The 24,538-nt window shown below is 65.7% G+C and carries 23 protein-coding genes and 1 pseudogene; 9 read left to right on the forward strand and 15 right to left on the reverse strand.

The genetic code is table 11. From position 1 onward, the window contains the following. The 4 genes and pseudogenes from QMZ05_RS26140 to QMZ05_RS26155 all read right to left on the reverse strand — a co-directional run. Positions 1–496 (reverse strand): annotated as a pseudogene (locus tag QMZ05_RS26140) (O-antigen ligase domain-containing protein); the annotation flags it as partial. Positions 497–645: 149 nt separating this feature from the next. After that, a complete protein-coding gene (locus QMZ05_RS26145) occupies positions 646–2,190 on the reverse strand; it encodes an undecaprenyl-phosphate glucose phosphotransferase (protein ID WP_353703369.1) in 1,545 nt (514 codons plus the stop codon). A 115-nt stretch (positions 2,191–2,305) separates the two neighbouring features. After that, positions 2,306–3,445: a glycosyltransferase family 4 protein gene (locus QMZ05_RS26150; protein ID WP_353703370.1), complete on the reverse strand. Its 1,140-nt coding sequence runs from the start codon at positions 3,443–3,445 to the stop codon at positions 2,306–2,308. Between the two features lie 3 nt (positions 3,446–3,448). Further along, positions 3,449–4,075 carry a polysaccharide biosynthesis/export family protein gene (locus QMZ05_RS26155; RefSeq protein ID WP_353703371.1) on the reverse strand — a complete coding sequence of 209 codons (627 nt, stop codon included), beginning with the start codon at positions 4,073–4,075 and terminating at the stop codon, positions 3,449–3,451. A 175-nt stretch (positions 4,076–4,250) separates the two neighbouring features. Between QMZ05_RS26155 and QMZ05_RS26160 the strand changes: the two genes are divergently transcribed. Continuing rightward, the gene (locus QMZ05_RS26160) at positions 4,251–6,587 is read left to right on the forward strand and encodes a Wzz/FepE/Etk N-terminal domain-containing protein (protein ID WP_353703372.1); all 2,337 of its coding nucleotides are present in this window, start codon (positions 4,251–4,253) and stop codon (positions 6,585–6,587) included. Positions 6,588–6,675: 88 nt separating this feature from the next. Here the strand turns inward: QMZ05_RS26160 and QMZ05_RS26165 are convergent, their stop codons facing one another. Beyond that, positions 6,676–8,004: an MFS transporter gene (locus tag QMZ05_RS26165; RefSeq protein WP_353703373.1), complete on the reverse strand. Its 1,329-nt coding sequence runs from the start codon at positions 8,002–8,004 to the stop codon at positions 6,676–6,678. Positions 8,005–8,358: 354 nt separating this feature from the next. On the opposite strand from QMZ05_RS26165, the gene QMZ05_RS26170 reads away from it, so the two are divergent. Beyond that, on the forward strand, positions 8,359–9,297 hold the full coding sequence (locus QMZ05_RS26170; RefSeq protein ID WP_353703374.1) for a LysR family transcriptional regulator: 939 nt from the start codon (positions 8,359–8,361) through the stop codon (positions 9,295–9,297). 18 nt (positions 9,298–9,315) lie between these two features. Here the strand turns inward: QMZ05_RS26170 and QMZ05_RS26175 are convergent, their stop codons facing one another. After that, the gene (locus QMZ05_RS26175; protein WP_353703375.1) at positions 9,316–10,509 is read right to left on the reverse strand and encodes a GNAT family N-acetyltransferase; all 1,194 of its coding nucleotides are present in this window, start codon (positions 10,507–10,509) and stop codon (positions 9,316–9,318) included. A 153-nt stretch (positions 10,510–10,662) separates the two neighbouring features. Here QMZ05_RS26175 and QMZ05_RS26180 point away from each other — a divergent pair, with 153 nt between their 5' ends. After that, the gene (locus QMZ05_RS26180) at positions 10,663–11,727 is read left to right on the forward strand and encodes a polysaccharide deacetylase (RefSeq protein WP_353703376.1); all 1,065 of its coding nucleotides are present in this window, start codon (positions 10,663–10,665) and stop codon (positions 11,725–11,727) included. Between the two features lie 88 nt (positions 11,728–11,815). On the opposite strand, the gene QMZ05_RS26185 is transcribed toward QMZ05_RS26180, so the two are convergent. Then, positions 11,816–12,025, reverse strand: coding sequence for a DUF2842 domain-containing protein (locus QMZ05_RS26185; protein ID WP_074128835.1), 210 nt, complete (start codon positions 12,023–12,025; stop codon positions 11,816–11,818). Between the two features lie 103 nt (positions 12,026–12,128). Between QMZ05_RS26185 and QMZ05_RS26190 the strand changes: the two genes are divergently transcribed. Then, a complete protein-coding gene (locus tag QMZ05_RS26190; protein ID WP_353703377.1) occupies positions 12,129–13,214 on the forward strand; it encodes a COX15/CtaA family protein in 1,086 nt (361 codons plus the stop codon). Positions 13,215–13,235: 21 nt separating this feature from the next. Here QMZ05_RS26190 and nadC read toward each other — a convergent pair whose 3' ends face one another. The 8 genes from nadC to QMZ05_RS26230 all read right to left on the reverse strand — a co-directional run bounded on the left by nadC (position 13,236) and on the right by QMZ05_RS26230 (position 21,147). After that, positions 13,236–14,087, reverse strand: coding sequence for a carboxylating nicotinate-nucleotide diphosphorylase (gene nadC, locus QMZ05_RS26195; RefSeq protein ID WP_353703378.1), 852 nt, complete (start codon positions 14,085–14,087; stop codon positions 13,236–13,238). Beyond that, positions 14,084–15,634: an L-aspartate oxidase gene (locus QMZ05_RS26200; RefSeq protein ID WP_353703379.1), complete on the reverse strand. Its 1,551-nt coding sequence runs from the start codon at positions 15,632–15,634 to the stop codon at positions 14,084–14,086. Before QMZ05_RS26200 ends, nadC begins: the two co-directional genes overlap by 4 nt. Further along, complete coding sequence (nadA, locus tag QMZ05_RS26205) at positions 15,631–16,617, reverse strand: quinolinate synthase NadA (protein WP_353703380.1); 987 nt, start codon at positions 16,615–16,617, stop codon at positions 15,631–15,633. Before nadA ends, QMZ05_RS26200 begins: the two co-directional genes overlap by 4 nt. 54 nt (positions 16,618–16,671) lie before the next feature. After that, complete coding sequence (locus QMZ05_RS26210) at positions 16,672–17,628, reverse strand: hypothetical protein (RefSeq protein WP_353703381.1); 957 nt, start codon at positions 17,626–17,628, stop codon at positions 16,672–16,674. Between the two features lie 14 nt (positions 17,629–17,642). Beyond that, entirely contained in the window at positions 17,643–18,047 is a 405-nt protein-coding gene (locus QMZ05_RS26215; protein ID WP_353703382.1) for a hypothetical protein, read from the reverse strand. 158 nt (positions 18,048–18,205) lie between these two features. Continuing rightward, positions 18,206–19,486, reverse strand: a complete 1,281-nt coding sequence (locus tag QMZ05_RS26220; protein ID WP_353703383.1) for an O-acetylhomoserine aminocarboxypropyltransferase — start codon at positions 19,484–19,486, stop codon at positions 18,206–18,208. A gap of 146 nt (positions 19,487–19,632) precedes the next feature. Beyond that, positions 19,633–20,217: a CoA-binding protein gene (locus QMZ05_RS26225; protein WP_146985649.1), complete on the reverse strand. Its 585-nt coding sequence runs from the start codon at positions 20,215–20,217 to the stop codon at positions 19,633–19,635. A 102-nt stretch (positions 20,218–20,319) separates the two neighbouring features. Then, complete coding sequence (locus tag QMZ05_RS26230) at positions 20,320–21,147, reverse strand: enoyl-CoA hydratase (protein WP_353703384.1); 828 nt, start codon at positions 21,145–21,147, stop codon at positions 20,320–20,322. Between the two features lie 70 nt (positions 21,148–21,217). On the opposite strand from QMZ05_RS26230, the gene QMZ05_RS26235 reads away from it, so the two are divergent. The 5 genes from QMZ05_RS26235 to QMZ05_RS26255 all read left to right on the forward strand — a co-directional run bounded on the left by QMZ05_RS26235 (position 21,218) and on the right by QMZ05_RS26255 (position 24,485). Next, positions 21,218–21,646: a PaaI family thioesterase gene (locus QMZ05_RS26235; protein WP_050422551.1), complete on the forward strand. Its 429-nt coding sequence runs from the start codon at positions 21,218–21,220 to the stop codon at positions 21,644–21,646. Between the two features lie 152 nt (positions 21,647–21,798). Continuing rightward, positions 21,799–22,263, forward strand: coding sequence for a 50S ribosomal protein L13 (rplM, locus tag QMZ05_RS26240; RefSeq protein ID WP_021079117.1), 465 nt, complete (start codon positions 21,799–21,801; stop codon positions 22,261–22,263). Next, on the forward strand, positions 22,263–22,739 hold the full coding sequence (gene rpsI, locus QMZ05_RS26245; RefSeq protein ID WP_028333930.1) for a 30S ribosomal protein S9: 477 nt from the start codon (positions 22,263–22,265) through the stop codon (positions 22,737–22,739). Before rplM ends, rpsI begins: the two co-directional genes overlap by 1 nt. A 247-nt stretch (positions 22,740–22,986) precedes the next feature. Next, entirely contained in the window at positions 22,987–24,204 is a 1,218-nt protein-coding gene (locus QMZ05_RS26250; protein ID WP_353703385.1) for a GGDEF domain-containing protein, read from the forward strand. 44 nt (positions 24,205–24,248) lie between these two features. Next, positions 24,249–24,485, forward strand: coding sequence for a hypothetical protein (locus QMZ05_RS26255; RefSeq protein ID WP_353703386.1), 237 nt, complete (start codon positions 24,249–24,251; stop codon positions 24,483–24,485). Positions 24,486–24,538: the final 53 nt, after the last annotated feature.

Raw genomic sequence — 24,538 nt, forward strand, 5'->3', positions numbered from 1 at the left:
AGGTGCCGCGGGCGCGATCATACAGCGTCAGCAGGTCGTAGCCGCCGGGCACCAGATGGAAGTAGCCGGCGATACCCGCGAGCGAGGCGATCATCGCGCCGACGATCAGGCCGCGGCGCAGCATGTCGAGCCGCGCCTCGGTGTCTTCCGACATCACCATCGCGAAGAAGATGACGGTGACGGCCATGTACCAGGAGGTGAGGACCCAGTTCACCACCTCCGGCTTGTCGAGGAACGGCACCGCGCCGATGCTGTAGCCGACATTGAGCACGATCAGCGTGAACAGCAGCGGCATGAACACCAGCTGCATGCGCAGGCCCGTGGCGAAGAACAGCACGCAGGCGGTCAGCGTAACCAGTTCATACGGGCTCGGCTCGATGAACACGATGGCGATCGACGCGCCGGCGAGCCATACCAGCGCCCGCTGCAGCGCCAGCACGCCCGGCGGCGCCGATGTCAGCGATTGGGACGTCCCGGCTGTCGCCGCATAGGCCATCGGATACTCACGCAACGCGATACAAACACTGGCTCCGTCCCTCCGTCATTGCGAGAAGCGAAGCGACGAAGCAATCCATCTATCCCCGAGCTGCAGCGTGGATTGCTTCGCTGCGCTCGCAATGACGCGCGGTCCGATTCCCGCCAATCTCAGTACGCGTTCTCGTTCTTTGTAATCAGCGAGAACGGGGTCTTGAGCAGGATGTAGAGATCGAACAGCACCGACCAGTTCTCGATGTAGTAGAGGTCGTATTCGACACGCTTCTGGATCTTCTCGTCGGTGTCGACCTCGCCGCGCCAGCCGTTGATCTGCGCCCAGCCGGTGATGCCGGGCTTGACGCGGTGGCGGGCGAAGTAGCCGTCGACGGCCTCGTCGAACAGGCGGTTCTCCAGCTTGCTCTGCACGGCGTGCGGGCGCGGGCCGACCAGCGAGAGATTGCCCTTGAGCACGACGTTGAACAGCTGCGGCAATTCGTCGAGCGAAGTCTTGCGGATGAAGCGGCCGACGCGGGTGACGCGCGGATCGTTCTTGGTCACGACCTTGGAGGCGGTCGGATCGGCCTGGTGGTGGTAGAGCGAGCGGAACTTGTAGACGTCGATCCGCTCATTGTTGAAGCCGAAGCGCTTCTGGCGGAACAGCACCGGGCCGGGGCTGTCGAGCTTCACCGCGAGTGCCACCAGTCCCAGCACCGGGAGCGCCGCAAGCAGCGCGAGGCCGCCGACCACGCGGTCGAACAGCCATTTCAGCACCAGGTCCCAGTCGGTGATCGGCGCCTCGAACACGTCAAGCGTCGGCACCTTGCCGACATAGGAATAGGAGCGGGGCCGGAAGCGCAGCTTGTTGGTATGGGCCGACAGGCGGATATCGACCGGCAGCACCCACAGCTTCTTCAGCATTTCCAGGATGCGGGTCTCGGCCGAGATCGGCAGCGCGAACAGCACGAGGTCGACGCGGGTGCGGCGGGCGAACTCGACGATATCGTCGACCTTGCCGAGCTTCGGCGAGCCGGCACAGGTCTCCATGGCGCGGGCGTCGTTGCGATCGTCGAACACGCCGAGCAGGTGGATGTCGGTGTCGTCGTCGGCGTTCAGCGCCTCGATCAGCTTCTCGCCGTTCTGGTCGGCGCCGACGATGATGGTGCGGCGGTCAAGCCGGCCGTCATGCGCCCAGGCCCGCACCATCGAGCGCAGCGCCAGCCGTTCCGCGATCAGGACCGCAAGGCCGACGCAGAAGAACGACGACAGCCAGACCCGCGACACCTCGCCGCCGAGCTTGACCAGGAAGGAGACGCCGATGAACAGCAGGAACACGAAGGCCCATGACGAGATCATCCGCGTCATCTGGCGGAGCTGGCCACGGAAGATCTGCACCTGGTAGATGTCGGCGGACTGGAAGCAGACCACGGCCGCGGCCGACATGCCGAGGATCGAGGTGATGTATCCCCAATGGATGCCGCCGCCGGCGAGCGGCCTGACATAAGCCAAATAGAGCCCGACGCCGACGAGGCTCAGCAGCACGAAATCGGCGAGGCGAACCACGCCCGCGATCACGACCGGCGAGTAGGCGCCGCGAACTTTCTGATTGGTAACGGCGAGTGCGGCCGGCGACAGGCGGCGGCGGCGTTCGACCTGCGGCTGAGCAGCCGTCGCAGACGCAGCGGCATCCAGCATCGAGCGTGCGTTAAACGGTTCCACGAGTCCACGTCCATTCCTGCGCCTGCAGATGGGCATCCGCGCGCAGCAGCGAAATTCCCCCGGACGTGACTTAAGGGGACAAATCGGAAGAAACGGTTACGTGTGCAAGAAGTGGTTAACGTTTGGCAAATGCATCGCGATAGCCGGCCAGCACGCCTTCGACCATCGCGCTCTGCGAGAAATGTTCGGAAATCCGCTCGCGCAGTTTTTGCGCGCGCGTGGCGGTCGCGGCGGGATTGTCGAGCGCCGCCTTGATGGCATCGGCCATCGCAGCGGCATTGCTCGGTGCGAACAGGGCGTCGCTGTGGGTATCGAAGATCTCGGGGATGCCGCCGACATTGGCGGCGATCATCGGAATTCCCGCAGCGCCGGCTTCGATCACCACATAGGGCATCGAATCGCCGCGCGAGGGGACGACCAGCAGGCTGCCTTTGGAGAAGCCGAAGCGCGCCTTGACGTGCCCGATGAAGCGGACGGCATCGCCGAGCGACAGCCGCTTGACCTGCTCCTTGAGCCGTTCGAACTCTTCGCCGTCGCCGCCGAGCGTCAGCGTCACCGGCTTGCCGTCGGCGCGCAGCTTGGCGACCGCGTCGATCAGCAGATCGGCACCCTTGATGCGGCGGAATTCGCCGACATAGGCGACGTCGGTGGCGTCGTCGGCCTTGGCAACCGGTTCGAATTCCTCCGAGGTGACGCCGTTGAAGACGCAGCGGACGAGGCCTGAGGGCTTGCCGACGGTGCGCTGATAGGTGTCACGGGCGAACGCGCTCTCGAACAGGAACAGGTCGGTGCTGTTCATCAGCGTGCGCTCGAGCTGGCTATAGAAGCGGCCCTTCCAGGTGTCGAGCGGGTAGTGCAGCGAGCCGCCATGCGGCGTGTAGACCCTGATCACCTTGTTCGAGCGCCGCCGCAGCCGGACATAGGCGCCGGCCTTGGCGCCATGGCCGTGCACGACATCGGGTTGCAGCTTGCGGATCAGACCGGCGATATGCGCCCAGACCATGAAGTCGGCAAAGCGCGGCTCGCGGCGGATCGCGACCCGGTGGACGCCGAGCTTGAGGCGCGGCTCGATCTCGGCGAGCACCGCGTCAGCGCGCGTGCCGCCGGTCAGGCTGTCGGCGACGATGCCGACATGGTGGCCGCGCTCGATCTGGCCGTTGGCGACGTCGAGGATGTGACGGATGATGCCGCCGACCGGGGCACGGACGACATGCAGGATGCGGAGCGGCTGGTCCTGATTGTGATCCTGCGCCATCGATCAGAACCAGCGTTCGCCGACGAACACGGTGTCGCCGGGACCGATCGGCGTGCCCAAGGGAGCGACGAAGCGGCCGGCGCGCGATGCATCGGTGTGGGTGAGGGTGACCTCGTCGCGCCGGGCGCGCGGCGAGAAGCCGCCGGCGATCGCCACCGCGCTCTCGACAGTCATGTTGGGCACATAGGGATATTGGCCGGGGGCTTGGACTTCACCGAGAATGAAGAACGGCCGGTAGGATTCGATCTCGACCGCCACCGACGGCTCGCGGATGAAGCCGTTGCGCAGCCGTGCGGTGATCTCGGCGGCGAGCCTGGCAGGCGTGCGGCCGCGCGCTGGCACCGAGCCGATCAGCGGCATCGTGATCGCGCCGGCCGCATCGATCGCATAGGAGTTGGTGAGGCCTTCCTGGCCATAGACCACGACGCGGAGCTTATCGCCGGGGCCGAGATTATAGGCCTCGCGCGTCGGCGCGGGCTCGGCATAGGTGACCGGCCCGGCAAAGGAGGGCTGCCCGTACGCCATCGAATCGAGGGCCGGGTCGCCGGCAATCGGCGAGGTCCGGCCCATGCAGCCCGACAGCGCGAGCGCAGCAATCAGACAAACAAGGGGAGCGCGCAAATCGCGCATGTGAGGAATCCCACGAAATTACCGGCCCCGATTAACGGCACTCGTGGTTAACAAAGCATGACGGAACGGTGGTGGCAGCCGCATCCGTCAACCGCGCCGATTAACCCGGCAGCAACCTTAATGGACTGTAATCGCCCGCATTGAGGTGGAATCGCGGCGTCCGCGGGAGTTCGTTATGCGTTTTGCATTCTGGCGTAGAGGCAACGAAAAGGCCGCCGTGCAGCGGGCGCTGCCGAAGTCTGCGCCCGTCGCCGACGAGGCCGTTGCGAAGACAGCTTTGCCGATGTCAGCTCCTGACGAGTCGGCGCGTGCGGCGCCGGCAACCGATCTCCATCTGCATGTGCTCGGGCGCGCGCTGTCGCGCAAGCGAAGCTGGATCGTCGTGCCGACCGTGCTGGTGTTCGCTCTGTCGCTCGCTGCCGTCAACGTCGTGACGCCGCGCTACAAGTCGGAAGCGCGAATCCTGATCGACAATCGTGAGAACGCCTTCCTGCGCCCGAACGGCGAGCGCGACCTCGAACGCACCTCGCTCGATGCCGAGGCCGTGACGAGCCAGGTGCAGCTCGTGATGTCGCGCGATCTCGCGCGCGACATCATCAAGAAGAACAAGCTCGCCGAGCGTCCGGAGTTCGATCCGGTGCTGCGTGGCTTCTCCCCGGTGAAGTCGCTGCTGGCGCTGTTCGGCATCGGCCGCGATCCGTTCAGCCTGACGCCGGAAGAGCGGGTGCTCGACGCCTTCTATGAGCGCTTCCAGGCCTATGCGGTCGACAAGTCGCGCGTCATCGTGATCGAATTCCAGTCGGAGGATCCTGATCTCGCCGCCCGCGTCGCCAACTCGATCGCGGACGGCTATCTCGTGCTGCAGCAGGCGGCACGGCAGGATCAGGCCAAGTCTGCCAGCACATGGTTGCTGGGCGAGATCGACAAGCTGCGCACCAAGGTCGCCGACGCGGATTCGCGTGTCGAGGAGTTCCGCTCCAAGTCGAGCCTGTTCGTCGGTACCAACAACATCCCGCTGTCCAACCAGCAGATGGGCGAGCTGAACACGCAGCTCAACAACGCCCGTGCGCTGAAGGCGGATGCCGAGACCAAGGCGCGGCTGATCCGCGAGATGCTTCAGAGCGGCAAGCCGATCGAGGCTTCGGAAGTGCTCAATTCCGAGCTGATCCGCAGGCTCGCCGAACAGCGCGGCACGCTGCGCGCCCAGCTCGCCGAGCAGTCGTCGACGCTGCTCGACAACCACCCGCGCATCAAGGAATTGAAGGCGCAGATCTCCGATCTCGACCGACAGTTGCGCGAGGAGGCCGGCAAGATCTCGCGCTCGCTCGACAATGATGCCCGCGTCGCCGATGGACGTGTTCAGGCATTGCAAGCGAGCCTGGACCAGTCGAAGAAGCAGGCCGCATCGAGCAATGGTCAGGATGTGCAGCTGCGCGGGCTGGAGCGTGAAGCCAAGGCGCAGCGCGATCTGCTGGAAGCCTATCTCGCCAAGTATCGCGAGGCGACCGCCCGCGAGAACATCGAGGCGGCGCCGACCGACGGCCGCATCATCTCGCGCGCCACGGTCTCCAACACGCCGGCCTATCCGAAGAAGCTGCCGATCGTGCTGATCGCGACGCTGGCGACGCTGTTGCTATCGTCCGGCATCATCATCACCGGCGAATTGCTGCGCATCTCCGCGCCCGGCGCGGTGGGCCGCGCCTTCGCGCCGGCCGCCGCAGCGATTAGGCGCCGCGAACCGGTCATGGAGACCGCAGCCATGGACGCGCCGGCGCCGAGGCTGCCGCCTGAACCCGAGCTCGCATCGCCGCTCGCCCCGAGCCTTGCGCCGGAGCCCGAACTGTCGCCGGAGCCCGCAAGGGCCTACGAGCCCGTCATCGGCGAGCCGCAGCCTGCGCCCGCCCAAACGGTCGACGAGATCGGTGCGCTGGCCGAGCGTCTCGTCGCGGCCGGTCCCGCCGCCCACAAGGTCACGGTGCTCGGCCCGGCCACTGGCGAGAGCGTCACGTGGACCGCGCTGACGCTGGCCCGTCTGATGGCGCGCCAGGCCAAGGTTGTGGTGATCGACCTCGTCGCATCCTCGCCGGTGCTGACGGCGGCGACCGTCGATCCCGCAGCGCCCGGCCTGGCCGAGCTGATGCAGGGCGAGGCCACGTTCGCTCAGATCATCACCAAGGATCGGCAGTCGCGGGTGCAGATCGTCAACGCCGGGCGTCCGGGGTTCGATCGCGCGCACCTGCAATCGCCGCGGCTCGCGCTTGCGATCGACGCGCTGCTCCGGGTCTACGACCACGTGTTGCTCGACGCCGGCTCCGCCGTCGACCTGCCGGCCGAATTGCTGACCGCGAAGGCGCAGGCCATCGTCGTGCCGGATGCCGGAATGGCGCAGGATGCCCGCCGCTCGATGGTCGATCAGCTCAGGGCCGTCGGCTTCTCCGAAGTGACGATGCTGAGCAAACCCTGCTCGCCATCGGAAGCGGCTGTGACGAGCCCGCGGGTTGTCGCGGCCTGAACCAGATATCAAAAGCGCGATGAGATCAGATTGATCGTCATCGCGCTTTCGTTTCGGAAAGCCGCTGCACGCCTTTCCAGGTGACGCTTCAATGCGCCAGCATCGGCTCGCGTGCGGCTCGCTCCAGCACCGGATCGATCCGCAGCCGGATCGTGACGAGGGCGCCGATCAAGCCGACCACCGCGAGCAGCAGCAGACCTGCGGTGAAGCCGCCGGTCAGGTCCTTCAGGTAGCCCATGGCGAACGGGCCTGCGAAGCCCGAAAGATTGCCGAGCGAGTTGATCGCCGCGATGCCTGCTGCGGCCGAAGCGCCGTTCAGGATGCTGGCCGGCATCGGCCAGAACATCGGCGGCACCGCCGAAACCCCGATCTGCGCGAGGCAGAGCAGGCCGACGATCAGCACCGGACTTGAGACGAGGCCGGCCAGCCCGATGCCGACGGCTGCGAGCACCAGCGCGCCGGCGACGTGGTAGCGCCGCTCGCCGGTCTTGTCGGAATGCCGGCCGAGCAGCACCATGCCGACCGCGCCGAACACGAAGGGCAGGGCTGCGATCAGGCCGGTCTGGGTGTCTGTGACGCCAAAGGCCTTGATGATGGTGGGCAGGAAGAACGCGACGCCGTAGCTGGCGGCGTTGAGGCAGAAATAGACGAGGGCGCAGGCGAGGACGCGCGAATCGGTGAGCGACTGCATGACCGAGATGTGCTCCACGGCTTCCTTCTTCTGCCGCTCGATCTCGAGGGTGGTCTGCACCCACTTGATCTCGTCGGGCTGCAACCAGCTCGCCTGACGCGGGAAGTCGGGCAGCATGGCCAGCACGGCGAAGCCGACCAGGACCGACGGCAGCGCTTCGCAGATGAACAGCCATTGCCACCCGGTCAGGCCGGCGCCCGACAGGTTGAGCAGCAGGCCCGAGATCGGCGCCCCGATAATGCTCGAGATCGGGATCGCCAGCATGAACAGGCTGATGACGCGGGCGCGATAGATCGTCGGGAACCAGAGCGTCAGATAGAAGATGATGCCGGGGAAGAAGCCGGCCTCGCAGGCGCCGAGCAGCAGGCGAAGGAAGTAGAAGATCCACTCGCTCGAGAGGCCGCTCGCCGCCGACATCTGCGGGATGAACGCGAATGCCGCCGAGACGATGCCCCAGCTGATCATGATGCGGGCGATCCAGCGCCGCGCGCCGAACCGCTCCAGCAGGATGTTGGAGGGGACTTCGAAGAAGAAGTAGCCGACGAAGAACAGGCCGGCACCGAGCCCGTAGGCGGCCTCGCTGAGGCCGAGCGCCGTGTTCATGTGCAGCTTGGCGAAGCCGACATTGACGCGATCGAGATAGGCCACGAAGTAACACAGGATGAGGAACGGAATCAGCCGTCGCATCATCTTTCCGACCGCGCGCTTCTCGACATCGTCGCTCATCGTTCCCATCCCTTTCCGTTTTCGATTCGGCAAACGCTGACTGCGCTGTCCGGGGTGACGTCTGGTGCACCCGCAGCGGTCCGTTGCCTTGCCCTTGCAAGTCGCCTTGTAAGTCGCCTTGCAATCCTTGCATTCATTGTTGTGTAATCAACGGCCGCGTGACTAATGGCATTTGGGAATGGAGCCACGGCGAAACTGTCATGATGCACCGCGGTATAAGCGCGGGAACCCAGAGCGTTTTCAGCGAAGTGGAAACCGGTTCGCTTAAGGAAAACGCGTCAAAACAGTATCTGGAGCCCCGTTCCGAGTAGTCGGAACGGAACAGGCTCTGGCCGGGCAGGATGGTAGCGGGCCGTGATCAATAATCTGAAATTGCGCCAGTTGCGCCTGCTGGTGGCGCTCGACAGCGAGCGCAAGCTGCAGCTGGCGGCCGAGCGGCTGAATATTACCCAATCGGCGGCATCGAAGATGCTGGCCGAGATCGAGGCCGTGGCGCGGGTTCCGCTGTTCGAGCGGACGGCGCGCGGCGTCGAGCCGACCGCCTATGGCTCGATTCTGATCCGTGGCGGCCGGAGTGTGCTCGCGGACCTTGACCGGGTCACCAATGAGTTCGCCGGCTACAGGTCCGGCGAGCTCGGTACGGTGTCGGTCGGGACGGTCGCCAAGCCCAGCATCGACCTCGTCGTCGACGTCATGCAGTACCTTGGCGAGAAACTGCACCGGGTGAACATTTCGCTCGACGTCAGCACCAGTCCGCCGCTCGTTGCGCGTCTTCTAGCGCTTGAGCTCGACTTCGTCGTGGCGCGAATTCCGGCCGGCGTCGATTCCGGACAGTTCGACTATCACGAGATCGGCGCCGAGCAGGCCGGCTTGCTGGTTCGTGCCGAGCATCCGCTGGCCGGTCTCGACAGTGTCAGTCTCGAAGATACGGTCGACCTGCAATGGATCATCCAGCCGCGGGAATCCTTCATGCGCCAGGGGCTGGAGCGGCTGTTCTACAGCCGAGGCATTGCGCCGCCCCAGCGCATCATCAACACCGAGTCGTTCTTCGCGTCGATTGGAATTGCGGCGGGCATCGATGCGATCGTGCCGGTGCCGCTCTTGATCTTCGATCTGCTCGATCCGCAGCGCTTCAAGATGCTTCGCATCCGCGACCAGCTGATGCTCGAGAGCTACGGGCTGATCAAGCTGCGCAAGCGAGCATTGTCGCCTGCCGCGACGCTGGTGTTCGATGCGATGATGCGGCTTGGCGTCGCGAGCGGCCGCGCGGCGCCGGATAGCTCGTCCGCGTAGCGTCGCCCGCGGTCGTGCTCAGCGGAACATGCTGCGCAGGTTCTGTGCGATCTCGAACAGCGCGGGATTTTGCTTCACGGCGCGCTTGGCGCGGCTGATGGCCGACAGCGCGGTGGCCGCCGGCTTGCCGCGCAGGCTGAGCGGAATAAAGCTGTCGACGATCGCTTCGTCGTCCTTGCAGAACAGCCGCTTGTACTCGTCCGAGCCGATGCCGAGGTCGAGGGCGCGATAGTTCAGGCCGGCATGGCGATCGATGATGTCGCGCATCAGGATCAGGCCGGGGCTGAACTTGGAATTGGCCGACATCGTGTAGGTGTTGAACATCATCGAGAAGCGATGACCGTCGGACACGCCGGCGAAGATCGCGATCACTTCCTCGTCGCACTCCAGCGCGTGGATGTCGATCGCATAGCCCTTGCCGTCGGCGCGCGGCGCGAGGCAGGCGGTGCGGATGAACTGCTCGATGCCCGGCTCGGCGAACACGTTGGGCAGCTTCTGCTCCGCCATGCGCTGCGGCTTGACGCCGAAGAACCAGTCGAGCAGGCGGCAGACGTCGGCGCTGTTATCAGCGACATGATAGCGGTAGCCCGGCAGCGCCTGCAGCTTGCGCTCCTTGCCCTTGAGGCGGCGGCGGAACGAATTGCTGATCAGCGAAGCCGGTGCCGCGCCGGGCTCGATGACCAGCAGCGGGCAGTCGTTCACCGAAGCCTGATGCGGCAGCAACACCATCGGATTGGGCTGCTCCTGCCAGCGCAGCGGCTGCTGACACAGCATGAGCGCGTCGACGCGGGACCGCTCGGCGATCGAGCCGATCAGGGCCGTGATGTCGGTTTCGGTCGCGTTGGCGGCGAAGTCGCGGTCGTACAGCGCCATGTTGAAGGTCGCGTGCTTGCCGCCCATGAAGCTTGCGCAATTGGCGCCCAGGCGCTGCTCGACGGCGAGCGGCAACAGCAGCAACGGACGGCGTTCGCTGTCATGGGCCACGACGATGAAGGGCCGCAGACCTTCGCGCTCGCCGACCTGGCGTTGCCAGGAGGCAAGGAAGTCGAAGCGCTGATAGGGCGTGTAGCTGTGTTGCGGTGTCTCGAGACTGCGCCAGGTTGCCTCGGCCGCAGTGAGGTCGTGAAAGATGTCGACGCCGGCGACGCGGATTGCGTTCGGCCATGTTCGCGCGCCAGCCGTCTGGCCTTCAATTGCCGCCGCCATGGTCATCTCGGAACCTAAATTTTTTAAGGTATTAATTTACAGGTCTCGGCTGCGGCCGACCTTCGCAGGGAAATGTCAACAAAGAGTAATAACAATGCCCTCGGGATGTGCTTGGCGGCGTGTGGGAACCGCCGGACGGGCAAGGACGGGTAGCGGATCTTGGCGCCGGACAATCGGATTTTGCGGCGGGCTCGGGCCGAACTCGCCTATTTCAGTGGTGCCTTCAGGTTGCGGGAACGCGAGGCCGGCGGCGCCGGAGTGATCTTGCGCTTCGCGCGCGTCCGTCCCACCCAGCGTGGCCGCTTCCAACCGCTGAAATCCCAGGAGATCACGCCGGCCTTCCTTGATCGCACGATCCGCGGGCTGAAGCGCTGGAAGTACGACATCGTCGGGATCGACGAGGCCTGCCGCCGCGCGGTGACCATGCCGCAGCGCCGCCGCTTTGCCTGCCTCAGCTTCGACGGTGCCAGCAAGGACATCGTCACGCATGCCTATCCCGTGCTCGCCAGGCATGGCGTCCCGTTCACGCTCTATCTGCCGACCGCTCTTCCGGACGGCGTGGGTGCGGCGTGGTGGCTGGTGCTCGAGGACATCATCGCGCGCGAGGGCCGCATCAGCCTTGTCATCGACGGCCGGGAAAGGCATTTCGTGGTCTCGGCCCTGTCGGACAAATACGAGCTGTTCGATTTTCTGTCCGGCTGGCTGCGCAAGCTGTCGCCGCCTGATCTGTCCTATGCGGTGAACGATCTCGCGCGGCGCTATTCGGCCGACGCTGCGCAATTGTCACGCAGCGCGTCGCTCGACTGGCAGGATCTGGCGAAGCTTGCCGCGGATCCGAACGTGACGTTCGGCAGCGCCACGGTGAACTATTCCGTCCTGTCGAGCCTCAGGGATGCCGACGCGCAGCGCGAGATGGCGATGGGAAAGGCGGTGGCCGAGAGCGCGCTGCGGCGGCCGGTCAAGCATTTCGCCTATCCCTTCGGGGACCGCGACGCGTTCGCCCGTCCGCATGTCGTAATGGCGGAGGAGGCTGGCTTTGCCAGCGCGGTGTCGACCATCTCCGGCATTGTCGAGGCACAGGGACGCACCAACCTCTATGCGCTGCCCCGGATCGCGTGGGACGGCCGCGTGCGCTCGCTGCGGATCATGCGGGTGCTGCTGTCGGGCGTGATGTTCGCGCCGGTTCGGCCGACGCGCCACGCGCGCGACCAAAGCGGGATCTAAAGCGGGATCTAACGCGCGATGAGATCGCGCTTTAGGTTTTCTGTCGGAGCATAATCTTTCGGAAAACCGCTTCGCACTTTTCCGGATCCTAGACGCGGTCGGGCCGCGACATCCAAGCGACGATCGGCATCGCCGGCAGCACCCAGCCGAGGCCGGCGACGACGTAGAAGATCGCCTGCAGCAGGCCGGAATTGGCAAGCCACGGCGTCTGGGCGACCGTCATGCCGAGCAGCGACCACACCACGACCAGGATGAGCAGGAAGATGGTTCCGAGCAGTTTGCGGGTGCGTATGGCCATGGCTTGTATGTGTAACTCGTGATCCAGAGCGTCTTCAGCGGCGCTTGCGCCGCGGGCGCGCCGGACTATAAGGGGCTCGAAAATCCAATCAAGTCAGGGCGAAATGGCCGGTATTTCCGCAAAGACATCGCAGCTCCGCGCCGTCAGGGTATGGCTTGTCGCGGTCGCCGCCCTGATCGCGCTGATGGTCCTCGTTGGCGGCGCCACGCGGCTGACAGAATCTGGCCTGTCGATCGTCGAATGGAAGCCGGTGACCGGTGCGCTGCCGCCGCTGACCGAGGCGCAGTGGACCCAGGCCTTCGAGGGCTACCGGAAGATTCCGCAATATCGCGAGCTCAACGCCGGGATGACGCTCGCCGAGTTCAAGACGATCTTCTGGTGGGAGTGGAGCCACCGGCTGCTCGGCCGGGTGATCGGCGCCGCCTATCTGCTGCCGTTCCTGTATTTCCTGTGGCGCGGCGCTGTCAGCGGCGAGCTTGGCCGGCGGCTCTGGGTGATCTTCGGCCTCGGCGCGCTGCAGGGCGGCGTCGGCTGGTGGATGGTGGCGTCCGGCCTCTCGGAGCGTGTCGAGGTGTCGCAGTATCGGCTGGCGACGCATCTGGTGCTGGCGCTTCTGATCTTCGCAGCGATCGTCTGGACGCTGCGGCGGCTGACGGACCGCCCAATGGTGATCGCACCGCTCAGGCTGAAGATCACCAGCGCGGTGCTGCTCGTGCTCACCTTCGTCCAGCTCTATTTCGGAGCACTGGTCGCCGGCCTGCGCGCGGGCAGGGTTTACAACACCTGGCCCGACATCGATGGCGGCTTCATCCCGTCGGCCGACCGTCTCTGGTTCGAGACGCCGTGGTGGCGCAACCTGTTCGACAACACGCTGACGGTGCAGTTCGAGCATCGCATGACCGCGTATCTCTTGTTTGCGCTGGCGATCGCGCATGCGATCGATGCCGTGCGCACGCGCGCCGGCGGTGGCGTGATCGCGGGCGCCTGGTGGCTGGTTGCGGCGATCACGTTGCAGGCGACGCTCGGCATCCTGACGCTGCTGCATCAGGTGCCGATCGATCTGGCGCTGACGCACCAGGCGGTCGCGATCGTCGTGCTGACACTCGCGGTGCTGCAGGCTGAGCGCTTCGCGAAGCGGCGCATCGAACAGGGCAAGCCGAACCTCGTTCCGGCCGGCCAGCCCGGTTGATGTATCGACCCGGTTGATCGATCAGGACAGATAGTCGAGCCCGATATCGAGCGTGGCCGAGCTGTGGGTCACCCAGCCGACCGAGATCAGGTCGACGCCGGTGGCGGCAATCGCCGCGGCGGTCGCAGCCGTGATGCGGCCGGAGGCTTCGGTAATCGCCTTGCCGCGCGCCATCTGAACCGCTTGGCCGAGCTGCTCGGTCGTCATGTTGTCGAGCAGCACCGCGTCGACGCCGAGCGCCAGCGCTTCCTCGAGCTGCGACAGCGTGTCGACCTCGACCTCGATCTTGACCAGATGACCGGTATTGGCCTTGGCGCGCTCGATCGCGGTGCGGATGCCGCCGGCGAGCGCGATGTGGTTGTCCTTGATCAGCACGGCATCGTCGAGCCCGAAGCGGTGATTGCCGCCGCCGCCGGCGCGCACCGCATATTTCTCCAGCGCCCGCAGTCCCGGCGTGGTCTTGCGGGTGCAGACGATCTGCGCGCGCGTGCCCGCGACGGCCTTGACCAGCGTGGCGGTCGCGGTGGCGACGCCGCTGAGATGGCAGAGGAAATTCAGCGCGGTGCGCTCCGCGGTGAGCAGGCTGCGGGCCGGGCCGTCGATGATCGCGATCACCTGGTCGGGCTCGACCGCGCTGCCGTCGGGCCGTTCGGCGCGCAGCTCGACGGAAGGCGACACCGTCTGGAAGGCTGACCGCGCGACGTCGAGTCCGGCGATCACGCCGGGCTGCCGCGCCCGCATCACGAGCCGCGATTGCTGGCTCGCCGGGACGATCGCGTCTGCCGTGATGTCGCCGGCGCGGCCGAGATCCTCGCGCAGGGCGGTCTGCACGATCGGCTCGTACAGCAGCGGCAACAGGGGATTGAGGGTCATGACAGGGCACTCCTGGCTGAAAGCTCGGATTCAACGATGTCGCGCGCGGCGGCGAGCGCCTCGGCACGGGCGAGGGACGATGGGGCTGCCGACAAAGCGGTTTGCGGGAAATCGGTGCGGAAATGGCCGCCCCGGCTTTCCTCGCGCCTGATTGCCGCGACGGCGATCATCAAGCCGACCAGTGCCGGGTCGGACGCTGCACCGTGGTTGCGCGCGAGCGGATAGAGGCTCCGGATTGCGCGTGCGATGCCGTCGCGGCCGCGCAGCACGCCGAGCCCCTGGCTGAGGATCGGCCGCACCGCGGAGGGATCGGAGGCCGGCGGCGTCGTCTCGTCGCGCAGCATCGCGCGTGGGCCTGCGCTGACGCTTTCGATGCTCTCGGCGACCCAGCGCGCGCAGACGATCGCCTCCATCAACGAATTGCTGGCGAGCCGGTTGGCGCCGTGCAACCCAGTGCGCGCGGCCTCGCCGCAGGCCCACAGGCCCTGCACCGTGCTGCGGCCAAAGCCGTCAACCGCGATGCCGCCCATGTGGTAGTGAACCGCCGGCCGGATCGGGATCGGATCATGGGCGGGATCGATGCCGGCCATCTTGCAGAACGCAGAGATCACCGGATAGCGCTCGGCGAAATCCGCGCCCGGATGCTGGCGCGCGTCGAGGAAGGTGCGATGCCCCGCGGTGCGGTGGCGCCAGACGGCGCGCGCGACGATGTCGCGCGGCGCAAGCTCGGCGCCGGGTTGACCGGCCATGAAGCGCTGCCCGGTTTCGTCGATCAGGATCGCGCCGTCGCCGCGGATTGCCTCGGTTAATAGCGGCATCGGCCGCGATGGCCCGTCGAAGGCGGTCGGATGAAACTGGACGAATTCGATGTCCGATAGGTTTGCGCCGGCATGCGCGGCGAGCGCGAGCCCCTGGCCGAAACAGCCGCCTGGGTTGGTGCTGTCGGCGAACAGCCCGCCGATGCCGCCGGTTGCGATCACCACGCGGTTGGTCGCGATCGTCAGCGCGCCGCGGTCGCTCGCCGCGAGCACGCCCCTGACTGCATTGTCCTCGACCAGCAGCCGGCGCGCCTCGACGCCCTCGAGCAAGGTGATCGACGGCGTCTGACGCACCGCGGCGATCAGCGCGCGCATGATCTCGCGGCCGGTGCCGTCGCCGGTGGCGTGCACGATGCGGTTGCGGCCATGCGCGGCCTCGAGCCCGAGGCGCCAGCTGCCGTCGGCGCGGCGGTCGAAGGCGACGCCGAGCTCGGCCAGGTGCTCCACGGCGGCCGGCGCGGCGTGGACGATCCGGGATGCTGCCGCCGCGTCGCAAAGGCCGGCGCCGGCCGCGAGCGTATCGGCGAGATGCAGGGCAGGGCTGTCATCGGCGCCGACCGGCGCGGCGAGGCCGCCTTGCGCCCACATGCTGGAGGCTTCGGCACCGAGCGGCGATTTCGACAGCAGGACGACCGGCTCGGGCGCGAGTTGCAGCGCGGTCATCAGCCCCGCGGCGCCGCCGCCGATGATCACAGGGCGGCCGTGGAGATCGGAGAGATCGATGCTCATATCGCCAGCATCCTTGCAACGCTGCGGCGCGCGCGCTCGGCGATCGCGGGATCGATCGTGACCTCGTGCTGGTTGGTCTCCAGCGCGTGGCGGATGTTCTTCAGCGTGATCCGCTTCATGTGCGGGCAGAGATTGCAGGGACGGACGAAGTCGACATCGGGATTCCGCGCCGCGATGTTGTCGCTCATCGAGCATTCGGTCAGCAGCACGACGCGCGGCGGACGCTTGGTCTCGACGAAGGACTGCATCGCTGCGGTCGAACCTGCGAAGTCCGCTTCGGCGACGACGTCGGGCGGGCATTCCGGATGCGCCAGGACGGTGACGTCGGGATAATTCTCGCGCAGCTGGCGCACGTCATCGGCGGTGAACAGCTCGTGCACCTCGCAATGGCCTTTCCAGGCGATGATCTTCTTGCTGCTCTGCTTGGCGATGTTCTGCGCCAGATATTCGTCCGGCAGCATGATGACGCGCTCGGCGTCGAGTGACTCCACCACCTTGAGCGCATTGCCCGAGGTGCAGCAGATGTCGGACTCCGCTTTCACTGCGGTCGACGTGTTGACATAGGCGACCACAGGTGCATCCGGATAGCGCGCGCGCATCAGCCGCACGTCCTCGGCCGTGATGGAATCCGCCAGCGAGCAGCCTGCCTTGAGATCGGGGATCAGCACGGTCTTGGCTGGATTGAGCAGCTTCGCCGTCTCGGCCATGAAGTGCACGCCCGCGAGCACGATGACATCGGCGTCGACCTTGGTCGCTTCGCGCGCGAGCAGGAGGCTGTCGCCGACGATATCGGCGACGCCGTGGAAGATCTCCGGCGTCTGATAATTGTGCGCGAGCACCACCGCATTGCGGCGGCGTTTCAGCTCCAGGATCGCGTCGACGTCCTCGGCGAAGGTCGCCCATTCGAATGGCGGGATGACGCGTTTGACGCGCTCATAGAGCGGCGCGGTGCGGGTGAGCAGATCGGTATCGAGCAAGGCCATTTATACTCTCCGTGAGCATAAGATGGCTTATACTTATCCTGAGCATAAGGCGTGTCAAGTGCGCGAAAGCGGAAGCTTGGTGCCGGCGACGGCCCGTTCGGCCAATACGGCATGGCGGAAGCGGAACAGCTTGGCCGGCCGTCCGACGGTATCGGCGGCCATTGCGCCAGTCTCTTCAACGAGTTCCTGCTGCTCGATGAGCCGGCGGAAGTTCTGCTTGTGGACCAGCCGGCCTGCGAGCGCCTCAACACTGCGTTGCAGTTGCAGCAGGGTGAACTCGGCCGGCATCAGCTCGAATACCACCGGACGGTATTTGATCTTGGCGCGCAGCCGCGCGATCCCGGTCGCGAGGATGCGGCGATGATCGGCCGTCATCGGTTTGCCAGGTACGCCCGGCACCTCGCGGCCGTGCACGCGCGCGGCTTCCGGGATCAGCGACGCCTCCCAGAGCAGCTCATAGCGCTGCAACACGAGTTCTTCGTTCCAGTCGCGATCGTCGAGGCCGAAGGTGATCGCGCAGCGCTGCCAGCGCTCGCGCTGCAGCGTCGGTGACGACGCTGCCTTCGCCCACGCTTTCAGTTTCGGCGCGATCGACTTGGCAGTGAAGCCCGGCGCACCGGCGCGATGATCCTCCCAGGGGAAGTAGTCGTACCAACCGGACCAATGCGCCTCGAAACTTTCACCGACCTTGTCCTCGCGGGTCAGGCCGAGATAGCTGATCGAGACGCTGTGTGGCGACTTGGCGTCGCCGGACCGGCCGCGATCGGCGAAGGTGTAGAGCTGCTCGACATAGCCGAGCGGGTGGCCGGTCTGCGCCTCGACCCAGGCCCGCAGCGCAGTCTGCAGCGAGCGATGGGTGAACTCGAACGGGCCGCTCGGCAGCGCGGAGCCGCCGGCGATGGTCATGATCTTGGGCGTGCCGTCGGTGACGGCGACCAGCACCGCGACGAGGTCGGCGGTGACGGCATTGCCCGAAGCCGGTGCGCTGGATTTCTGCGGCGATCTGGCCACGCGTTCGTTCCGGGCTAGCAGTAGCCGTAGACGCCGCAGGCGTAGGGCAGGCGGTCCCAATAGGTCACATAGGCGCCGCCGTAGTATGGGCCGAGATAGCTGTAGGAGCGGTGGTCGCCGTAATAGCCCGGCAGCGCCGCCGATCCGGGCAGAAGCGGTTCGCCAGGCGGGAACACGATGTACGGCTCTGAATTCAGCGGGATCACCTTGGGCTCGACGACCACAAGCTGGCGGCCGCGCCGCACATAGGTCGGCCCTGTGATTGACGTGCGGTAGGCGTAGTGCCGGCGCGGCAGGCCCGCCGGCAGCTGGCGCGCAGCCTTCACGGTGGCGCTCTTCGGAGGGACGGGGCCGTCGGCAGCATCAGCAGGCGACATCGCAAACAGTGCGATCGCGAGCGGCAATATCGAGCGCAGCATCAATGGTCTCCCGAATCATCCGGAGCCTATCACTGCCACTTTAAGCCGGATTGAACGTTAACGAGAGACCCGTCGGAATTAAGCGTTAACGGGCGGGTCTGCCGCGTTGGGAGAGCATCCGGAGCGGATGCAGGGCACCGCTCCGGAACGCGCGCGGATCAGGCGCGCAGGGCCTGGTCGAGGTCGGCGATCAGGTCTTCCTTGTCCTCGATGCCGATCGAGAGCCGCACCACCTCGGGCGCCGCGCCCGACTTCACCTTGGCGGCGTCGTCGAGCTGGCTGTGGGTGGTGGAGGCCGGGTGGATCACCAGTGAGCGGGTGTCGCCGACATTGGCGAGATGCGAGAACAGCCTCAGATTCGACACCAGGTTGACGCCCGCGTCGTAGCCGCCCTTGAGGCTGAAGGTGAACACCGCGCCGGCGCCCCTCGGCGCGTATTTGCGCTGCAGGGCGTTGTATCTGTCGCCGGGCAGGCCGGCATAGTTCACCGCGGACACGGCCGGATGGGTGGAGAGGAATTCCGCCACCGCCTTGGCGTTGTCGCAGTGCTTCTGCATGCGCAGCGGCAGCGTCTCGATGCCGGTCAGGATCATGAAGGCGTTGAACGGCGACAGCGCGGGGCCAAGGTCGCGCAGGCCGAGCACGCGGCAGGCGATCGCGAAGGCGAAATTGCCGAACGTCTCCTGGATCCGGATGCCGTGATATTCGGGGCGCGGCTCGCTCAGCATCGGATATTTGTTGTCCTTCGACCAGTCGAAGGTGCCGGCGTCGACGATGATGCCGCCGAGCGAGTTGCCGTGACCGCCGAGGAACTTGGTCAGCGAGTGCACGACGATGTCGGCACCGTGGTCGATCGGCTTGATCAGGTAGGGCGAGGCCAGCGTGTTGTCGACGATCAGCGGCACGCCGGCCTTGCGCGCAACGGCGGCGATCGCCTCGATGTCGGTGATGCTGCCGGCGGGATTGGCGATCGACTCGATGAAGATCGCCTTGGTGTGCGGCGTCACCGCGCGCTCAAAACTTTCGATCTCGTCGGGATCGGCCCAGGCCACGTTCCAGCCGAACGCCTTGAAGGCGTGGGTGAACTGGTTGATCGAGCCGCCATAGAGCTTGCGCGCCGCAATGATCTCGTCGCCGGGCTTCAACAGCTGCTGCAGCACGACGAGCTGCGCCGCGTGACCGGAGGCGACAGCGAGGGCCGCGGTGCCGCCTTCGAGCGCTGCGACGCGCTCCTCTAGCACGGCGTTGGTCGGGTTGCCGATGCGGGTATAGATGTTGCCGAACGCCTGCAGGCCGAACAGTGACGCGGCGTGGTCGGCATCGTTGAAGACGAATGACGTGGTCTGGTAGATCGGCGTCGCCCGCGCGCCGGTGGTGGGATCAGGCTGTGCGCCGGCGTGCACGGCGAGGGTGGAAAATCCCGGAAGGCGATCGGTCATTCTTTGGATCCTGTTGTGGCCTGGTCGAAACGCGCGGCATGCTGATGGCGGTAGCGCCCGGCGTCAAGCGAGTTGGCGCGCACGCCACGGTTTGAAACGGGCATGCTGCCTGTACGGATGATCGCGACGATTATTCCGCCGAAACGTCAGGTCGTCTCGGTTTTGTTTTTCGCAGCGCGGTCGGATGCCGCAGTCTGGCCGCCGCCGAAGCTCGTGCGGTTGAGCGACAGCCGCATGCCCTGGGTCGGGATCGGCGCGCGCTTGGAGCTCAGGGTGCGCGAGTTGACGCCCATCCAGGAGATCTCCGACGACAGCCGGCCATACTCGATCTTGGGGCAGCGGTTCATCACCACCTTGAGGCCCGCCGCTTCCGCCTTCTCGGCCGCGGCATCGTCGCGTGCGCCAAGCTGCATCCAGATCACCTTCGGCGGCGGCGACAGTTTCAGTGCCTCCTCGACGACGGGCATGATGTGGCTCGAATTGCGGAAGATGTCGATCATGTCGATGGGGCGGCCGATGTCGGCGAGCGAGGCGACGAACGGCTTGCCCATCAGCTCCTTACCGACATGGCCGGGGTTGACCGGGATCATGTCGTAGCCGCGCTGCGCCAGATATTTGAAGGCGAAATAGCTCGGTCGCACATTGACCGGCGAGGCACCGACCATCGCGATCGATTTGACGTTGTTCAGGATGCTGCGGATGTAATTGTCGTCGTAGGCGTCGTGATTCATTGCTCATCTATTTCAGTTGCGTCATCGCGAGGAGAGAAGCGACGAAGCAATCCATACTTTGTGGCGCGATGGATTGCTTCGCTTCGCTCGCAATGACGGAAGTCATCTATCCTGCCACTTCGGATCGCGCTTCTCGATGAAGGCGCCGATGCCTTCCTCGGCGTCGCGCGCCATCATGTTTTCGGTCATCACCTCAGCAGCGAAGCGATAGGCGTCCGCGAGGTTCATCTCGGCCTGACGATAGAATGCCTCCTTGCCGAGCTTGACGGTGTAGGCCGATTTCAGCGCGACTTTCTCGGCCAGCGCGATCGCGGCATCGCGCTCGGTGCCTGCTGATACCACGCGGTTGACGAGGCCGATGCTCTGCGCCGTTGCCGCGGAGACCGGCTCACCGGTCAGCAGCATCTCCATCGCCTGCTTGCGCGAAACGTTGCGCGAAAGCGCCACCATCGGCGTCGAGCAGAACAGCCCGATGTCGACGCCCGGCGTCGCAAACGCTGCCGCGTCGGAGGCGACCGCGAGGTCGCAGCTTGCGACGAGCTGGCAACCGGCTGCGGTCGCGATACCCTGGACGGAGGCGACCACCGGCTTCGGCAAATGCACGATCGCCTGCATCATCGCGCTGCAGGCGTTCATGATCTCAGCAAAATAGGCGCGGCCGCGGTCGGCGTCGGTACGGCGCGCGGTGAGCTCCTTGAGGTCATGGCCGGCGCAGAACGCCGGGCCATTGGCGGCGAGCACGACGGCACGGATGCTCCTGTCGCCGCCGATATCGTTCAGCGCAGCGTGCAGCTCGCCGATCAGCCCTTCGGAAAGGCTGTTGCGCGCCGCGGGGCGATTGAGCGTCAGTAGCGCGATACTGCCAACGCTCTCGCGCAGCAGGATCGGCTGATGTTGCGGCGCTTCCGCGCGGGCGGCCTGGGCGGACATGACGAAATTCCTCTATCGTGTCTGTGACAATTTAATGTAACAGGCAGACTGAAGCGAGGGCAGGGATCGCATGGCGATTGCGAAAATGAGCGTGGCTGAGCTGGAGGAGTTCCTGCGCAGGGAATTTCCGCAGGCGTTCACCTACGACGACATCAGGATCGAAAGCGCCGACGGTGAGACGGCCCTGCTGCGCCAGGCTTTCAGCGAGCGCATGCTGCGGCCGGGCGGCACGGTGTCGGGACCGACCCTGATGGGACTCGCGGATTTCGCCATGTACGTGGTGCTGCTGTCGGCGATCGGGCCGATCGGCCTTGCCGTCACCACCAATCTCAACATCAACTTCCTGCGCAAGGGCCAGCCGGGGCAGGACGTGCTCGCGGTGGCCAAGCTGCTCAAGCTCGGCAAGCGGCTTGCGGTTGGCGAGGTGAACCTGCTGTCCGGCACCTCTCCGGACCCGATCGCCCATGTCACGGCGACCTATTCCATTCCAAATCAATAGGCTTTTTCGCGGTATTATTGCACCATATTTGTAAGCTGCTGTTTTTGCTGATGTAATTTCGGTGCGTCGACGTTGACGCGCGCCCGCGGCTTCTCTAGAAAGCCGCCAGTTCGGCGCATACGGCGCCGATTTCTTTTTCACGGATTTCACACATGAGCACGTTCTCGGCCAAGCCCGCCGAAGTGACGAAGAAGTGGGTCGTGATCGACGCCAAGGGTCTGGTGGTCGGTCGTCTCGCCACCCTCGTCGCGATGCGCCTGCGCGGCAAACACCTGCCCACCTACACCCCGCATGTCGATTGCGGCGACAACGTCATCATCGTCAACGCCGCGCATGTGGTGCTGACCGGCCGCAAGCGCGACCAGAAGACCTACTACAAGCACACCGGCTTCATCGGTGGCATCAAGGAGCGCACCGCGAAGCAGATCCTCGAGGGTCGCTTCCCCGAGCGCGTCGTCGAGAAGGCGATCGAGCGCATGATCCCGCGCGGTCCGCTCGGCCGTATGCAGATGGGCAATCTGCGCGTCTATCCGGGTGCCGAGCATCCGCATGAAGCCCAGAGCCCCGAGAAGGTCGATATCGCTTCCCTGAACCGCAAGAACACGAGGGCCGCATAATGTCCGATACGTTGCAGTCCCTCGACCAGCTCTCGCAGGTCAAGCCGGCCGCGCCCGACGCGCCGAAGTACGTCAAGAAGGTCGACAAGTACAACCGTGCCTACGCCACCGGCAAGCGCAAGGACGCGGTCGCCCGCGTCTGGGTCAAGCCGGGCTCCGGCAAGATCTCGGTCAACACCCGCGAGTTCGAAGTCTACTTCGCCCGCCCGGTGCTGCGCATGATGATCCAGCAGCCGCTGGTCGCGGCCGCCCGTAACGGCCAGTACGATGTGATCTGCACCGTCGCCGGCGGCGGTCTCTCCGGCCAGGCCGGTGCGGTTCGTCACGGCATCTCGAAGGCGCTGACCAACTTCGAGCCCGAGCTGCGCGGCGTCCTCAAGAAGGGCGGCTTCCTGACCCGCGACAGCCGCTCGGTCGAGCGTAAGAAGTACGGCAAGGCCAAGGCCCGCAAGTCCTTCCAGTTCTCGAAGCGCTAATTCGAGTTCTAAAATTCGCGGCAATTGCCGCGTGCATCGAGTTGCAAAGGGCGCCGCGAGGCGCCCTTTTTGCTGCGCCCAACGGTGCGAGCTTCGACGCGAATTAGCGCAGTTTTTCATGAAAACTTGCGTGTGCGTGCAAACGAAATTGGAACTCGGGCCTTCTAGCGTGCGGTCTCGCACTGGCGCTGCATCACCGTATTAATTGCGCCTGCGGACGTTGCATCACACCGGGCTGGGGTGACTTATGTCGTTCGATCCATCGACGCTTTATCTGTTCGCCACCATGGTCGCGGGCATGCTCGGCGCCATGCTCTGGCTGTTTGGCAGGCAGGAGAAAATTCCCGCGCTGAAATGGTGGGGCACCGCCTATCTGCTCGGCGCGGCCTCGGTCGCGCTCTGGACGGTCGGCAGCTCGACGCTCGATCCCATGGTCATGCTGGGCCTCAATGCGATCGGCTTCGCTGCCTGCGGCATGGTCTGGAATGCCGCGCGGATTTTCCATGGCCGCAAGGCGAACCTGCCGGGCCTCGTGCTTGGCCCGATCGCGTGGATTGGCGCCATGACGACGGCGACGGATCCGGCGATGCGCCTGACGATCGGCGCCGGGATCGTCGCGATCTACGCCGCGCTGACCGCCTCCGAGCTCTGGAGCGAGCGCCGCCGTGCGATGCAACGGCGCTGGATTGCGATTGCCATCCCGGTCGCACATGGCTGTGTCCTGATGCTCCCGATCCTGGTCGGCGACCTCATGCGGCTGAACGGCCAGAACTTCGTCAGCAGCTTCTGGGTCACGCTGTTCTCGATCGAGCTCGTGCTGTACGCGATCGGCACGGTGTTCGTGATCTTCATGATGGTGTCGGACCGCGCGGTGGCCGTGCACAAGACCGCTGCCTCGATCGATCCCCTGAGCGGCATGCTCAACCGCCGCGGCTTCTCCGAAGCCTGCGTGCGCGTGATCGAGCGCGAAGCCGACGGCGGCCGGCCGGTCACGGTGATGATCTTCGACATCGATCACTTCAAGTCGATCAACGACCGCTTCGGTCATCCCGCAGGCGACGAGATCCTGAAACTGTTCTCCGCAGTGGTGGTCAACAATCTCAGGATCAGCGATCTGTCCGGCCGGATCGGCGGTGAGGAATTCGCAGCGCTGCTGCCGTGCTCGCTGGAGGAGGGCGTGCTGGTCGCCGAGCGCGTGCGCGAGGCGTTCGAGAACAGCAACATCACCTGCGAGGATGGCGCGGTCGACACCACGGTCAGCATCGGCGTCGCCGGCGGACCCGCCGGGACCGAGCTCGAGGTGCTGCTGGCCGCGGCCGACACCGCGCTCTATCAGGCCAAGCGCGGCGGTCGCAACCGTGTCGAGGCGGCAGAGGAATTGCCGCTCTCGCTGGAGAATTGGCGGCGCAAGACTGCGGGCCTGCCGGCATCGGCGCGGCAAAAGCCGGTGAACGCCGGCGCGTGAGCGCGGTAACGACTGGTTAACCATTCGATCCCATGCTTTCGGGCATGGAGTCGATCCGCACCCGCAACCCGCAGTCAGCCCTGATGTCGCTCGAAGCCGACGCGGTTTCGGCGCGCAGCGGCTTCGCCTGCCTGTTCTCGGACTCCGATGAGTACGAGACCGCGCTGATCGCCGAACGGCGCGCGCAGGGGCGATATGAGCAGCGGAAGCATCACTGGCCGATCGCGATGCTGCTCGGCGTGATGCTGATGGTGCTGGGGACGGTGCTGCTGTTCGCCTGAGGCCACCGTCGTCATTGCGAGGAGCGGTCGCGACGAAGCAATCCATGCTTCCG

The sequence above is a fragment of the Bradyrhizobium sp. INPA03-11B genome, assembly GCF_040446015.1.
GTDB lineage: Bacteria > Pseudomonadota > Alphaproteobacteria > Rhizobiales > Xanthobacteraceae > Bradyrhizobium > Bradyrhizobium macuxiense_A.

Coding starts and splice junctions, on each gene's coding strand:
- QMZ05_RS26150 (WP_353703370.1), bottom strand. CDS start 3,445: ATGGCGCAGGATCACAATCAGGACCAGCCGCTCCGCATCCTGCATGTC.
- QMZ05_RS26155 (WP_353703371.1), bottom strand. CDS start 4,075: ATGCGCGATTTGCGCGCTCCCCTTGTTTGTCTGATTGCTGCGCTCGCG.
- QMZ05_RS26160 (WP_353703372.1), top strand. CDS start 4,251: ATGCGTTTTGCATTCTGGCGTAGAGGCAACGAAAAGGCCGCCGTGCAG.
- QMZ05_RS26165 (WP_353703373.1), bottom strand. CDS start 8,004: ATGAGCGACGATGTCGAGAAGCGCGCGGTCGGAAAGATGATGCGACGG.
- QMZ05_RS26175 (WP_353703375.1), bottom strand. CDS start 10,509: ATGACCATGGCGGCGGCAATTGAAGGCCAGACGGCTGGCGCGCGAACA.
- QMZ05_RS26185 (WP_074128835.1), bottom strand. CDS start 12,025: ATGGCCATACGCACCCGCAAACTGCTCGGAACCATCTTCCTGCTCATC.
- QMZ05_RS26190 (WP_353703377.1), top strand. CDS start 12,129: ATGGCCGGTATTTCCGCAAAGACATCGCAGCTCCGCGCCGTCAGGGTA.
- nadC (WP_353703378.1), bottom strand. CDS start 14,087: ATGACCCTCAATCCCCTGTTGCCGCTGCTGTACGAGCCGATCGTGCAG.
- QMZ05_RS26200 (WP_353703379.1), bottom strand. CDS start 15,634: ATGAGCATCGATCTCTCCGATCTCCACGGCCGCCCTGTGATCATCGGC.
- nadA (WP_353703380.1), bottom strand. CDS start 16,617: ATGGCCTTGCTCGATACCGATCTGCTCACCCGCACCGCGCCGCTCTAT.
- QMZ05_RS26215 (WP_353703382.1), bottom strand. CDS start 18,047: ATGCTGCGCTCGATATTGCCGCTCGCGATCGCACTGTTTGCGATGTCG.
- QMZ05_RS26220 (WP_353703383.1), bottom strand. CDS start 19,486: ATGACCGATCGCCTTCCGGGATTTTCCACCCTCGCCGTGCACGCCGGC.
- QMZ05_RS26225 (WP_146985649.1), bottom strand. CDS start 20,217: ATGAATCACGACGCCTACGACGACAATTACATCCGCAGCATCCTGAAC.
- QMZ05_RS26230 (WP_353703384.1), bottom strand. CDS start 21,147: ATGTCCGCCCAGGCCGCCCGCGCGGAAGCGCCGCAACATCAGCCGATC.
- QMZ05_RS26235 (WP_050422551.1), top strand. CDS start 21,218: ATGGCGATTGCGAAAATGAGCGTGGCTGAGCTGGAGGAGTTCCTGCGC.
- rplM (WP_021079117.1), top strand. CDS start 21,799: ATGAGCACGTTCTCGGCCAAGCCCGCCGAAGTGACGAAGAAGTGGGTC.
- rpsI (WP_028333930.1), top strand. CDS start 22,263: ATGTCCGATACGTTGCAGTCCCTCGACCAGCTCTCGCAGGTCAAGCCG.
- QMZ05_RS26250 (WP_353703385.1), top strand. CDS start 22,987: ATGTCGTTCGATCCATCGACGCTTTATCTGTTCGCCACCATGGTCGCG.
- QMZ05_RS26255 (WP_353703386.1), top strand. CDS start 24,249: ATGGAGTCGATCCGCACCCGCAACCCGCAGTCAGCCCTGATGTCGCTC.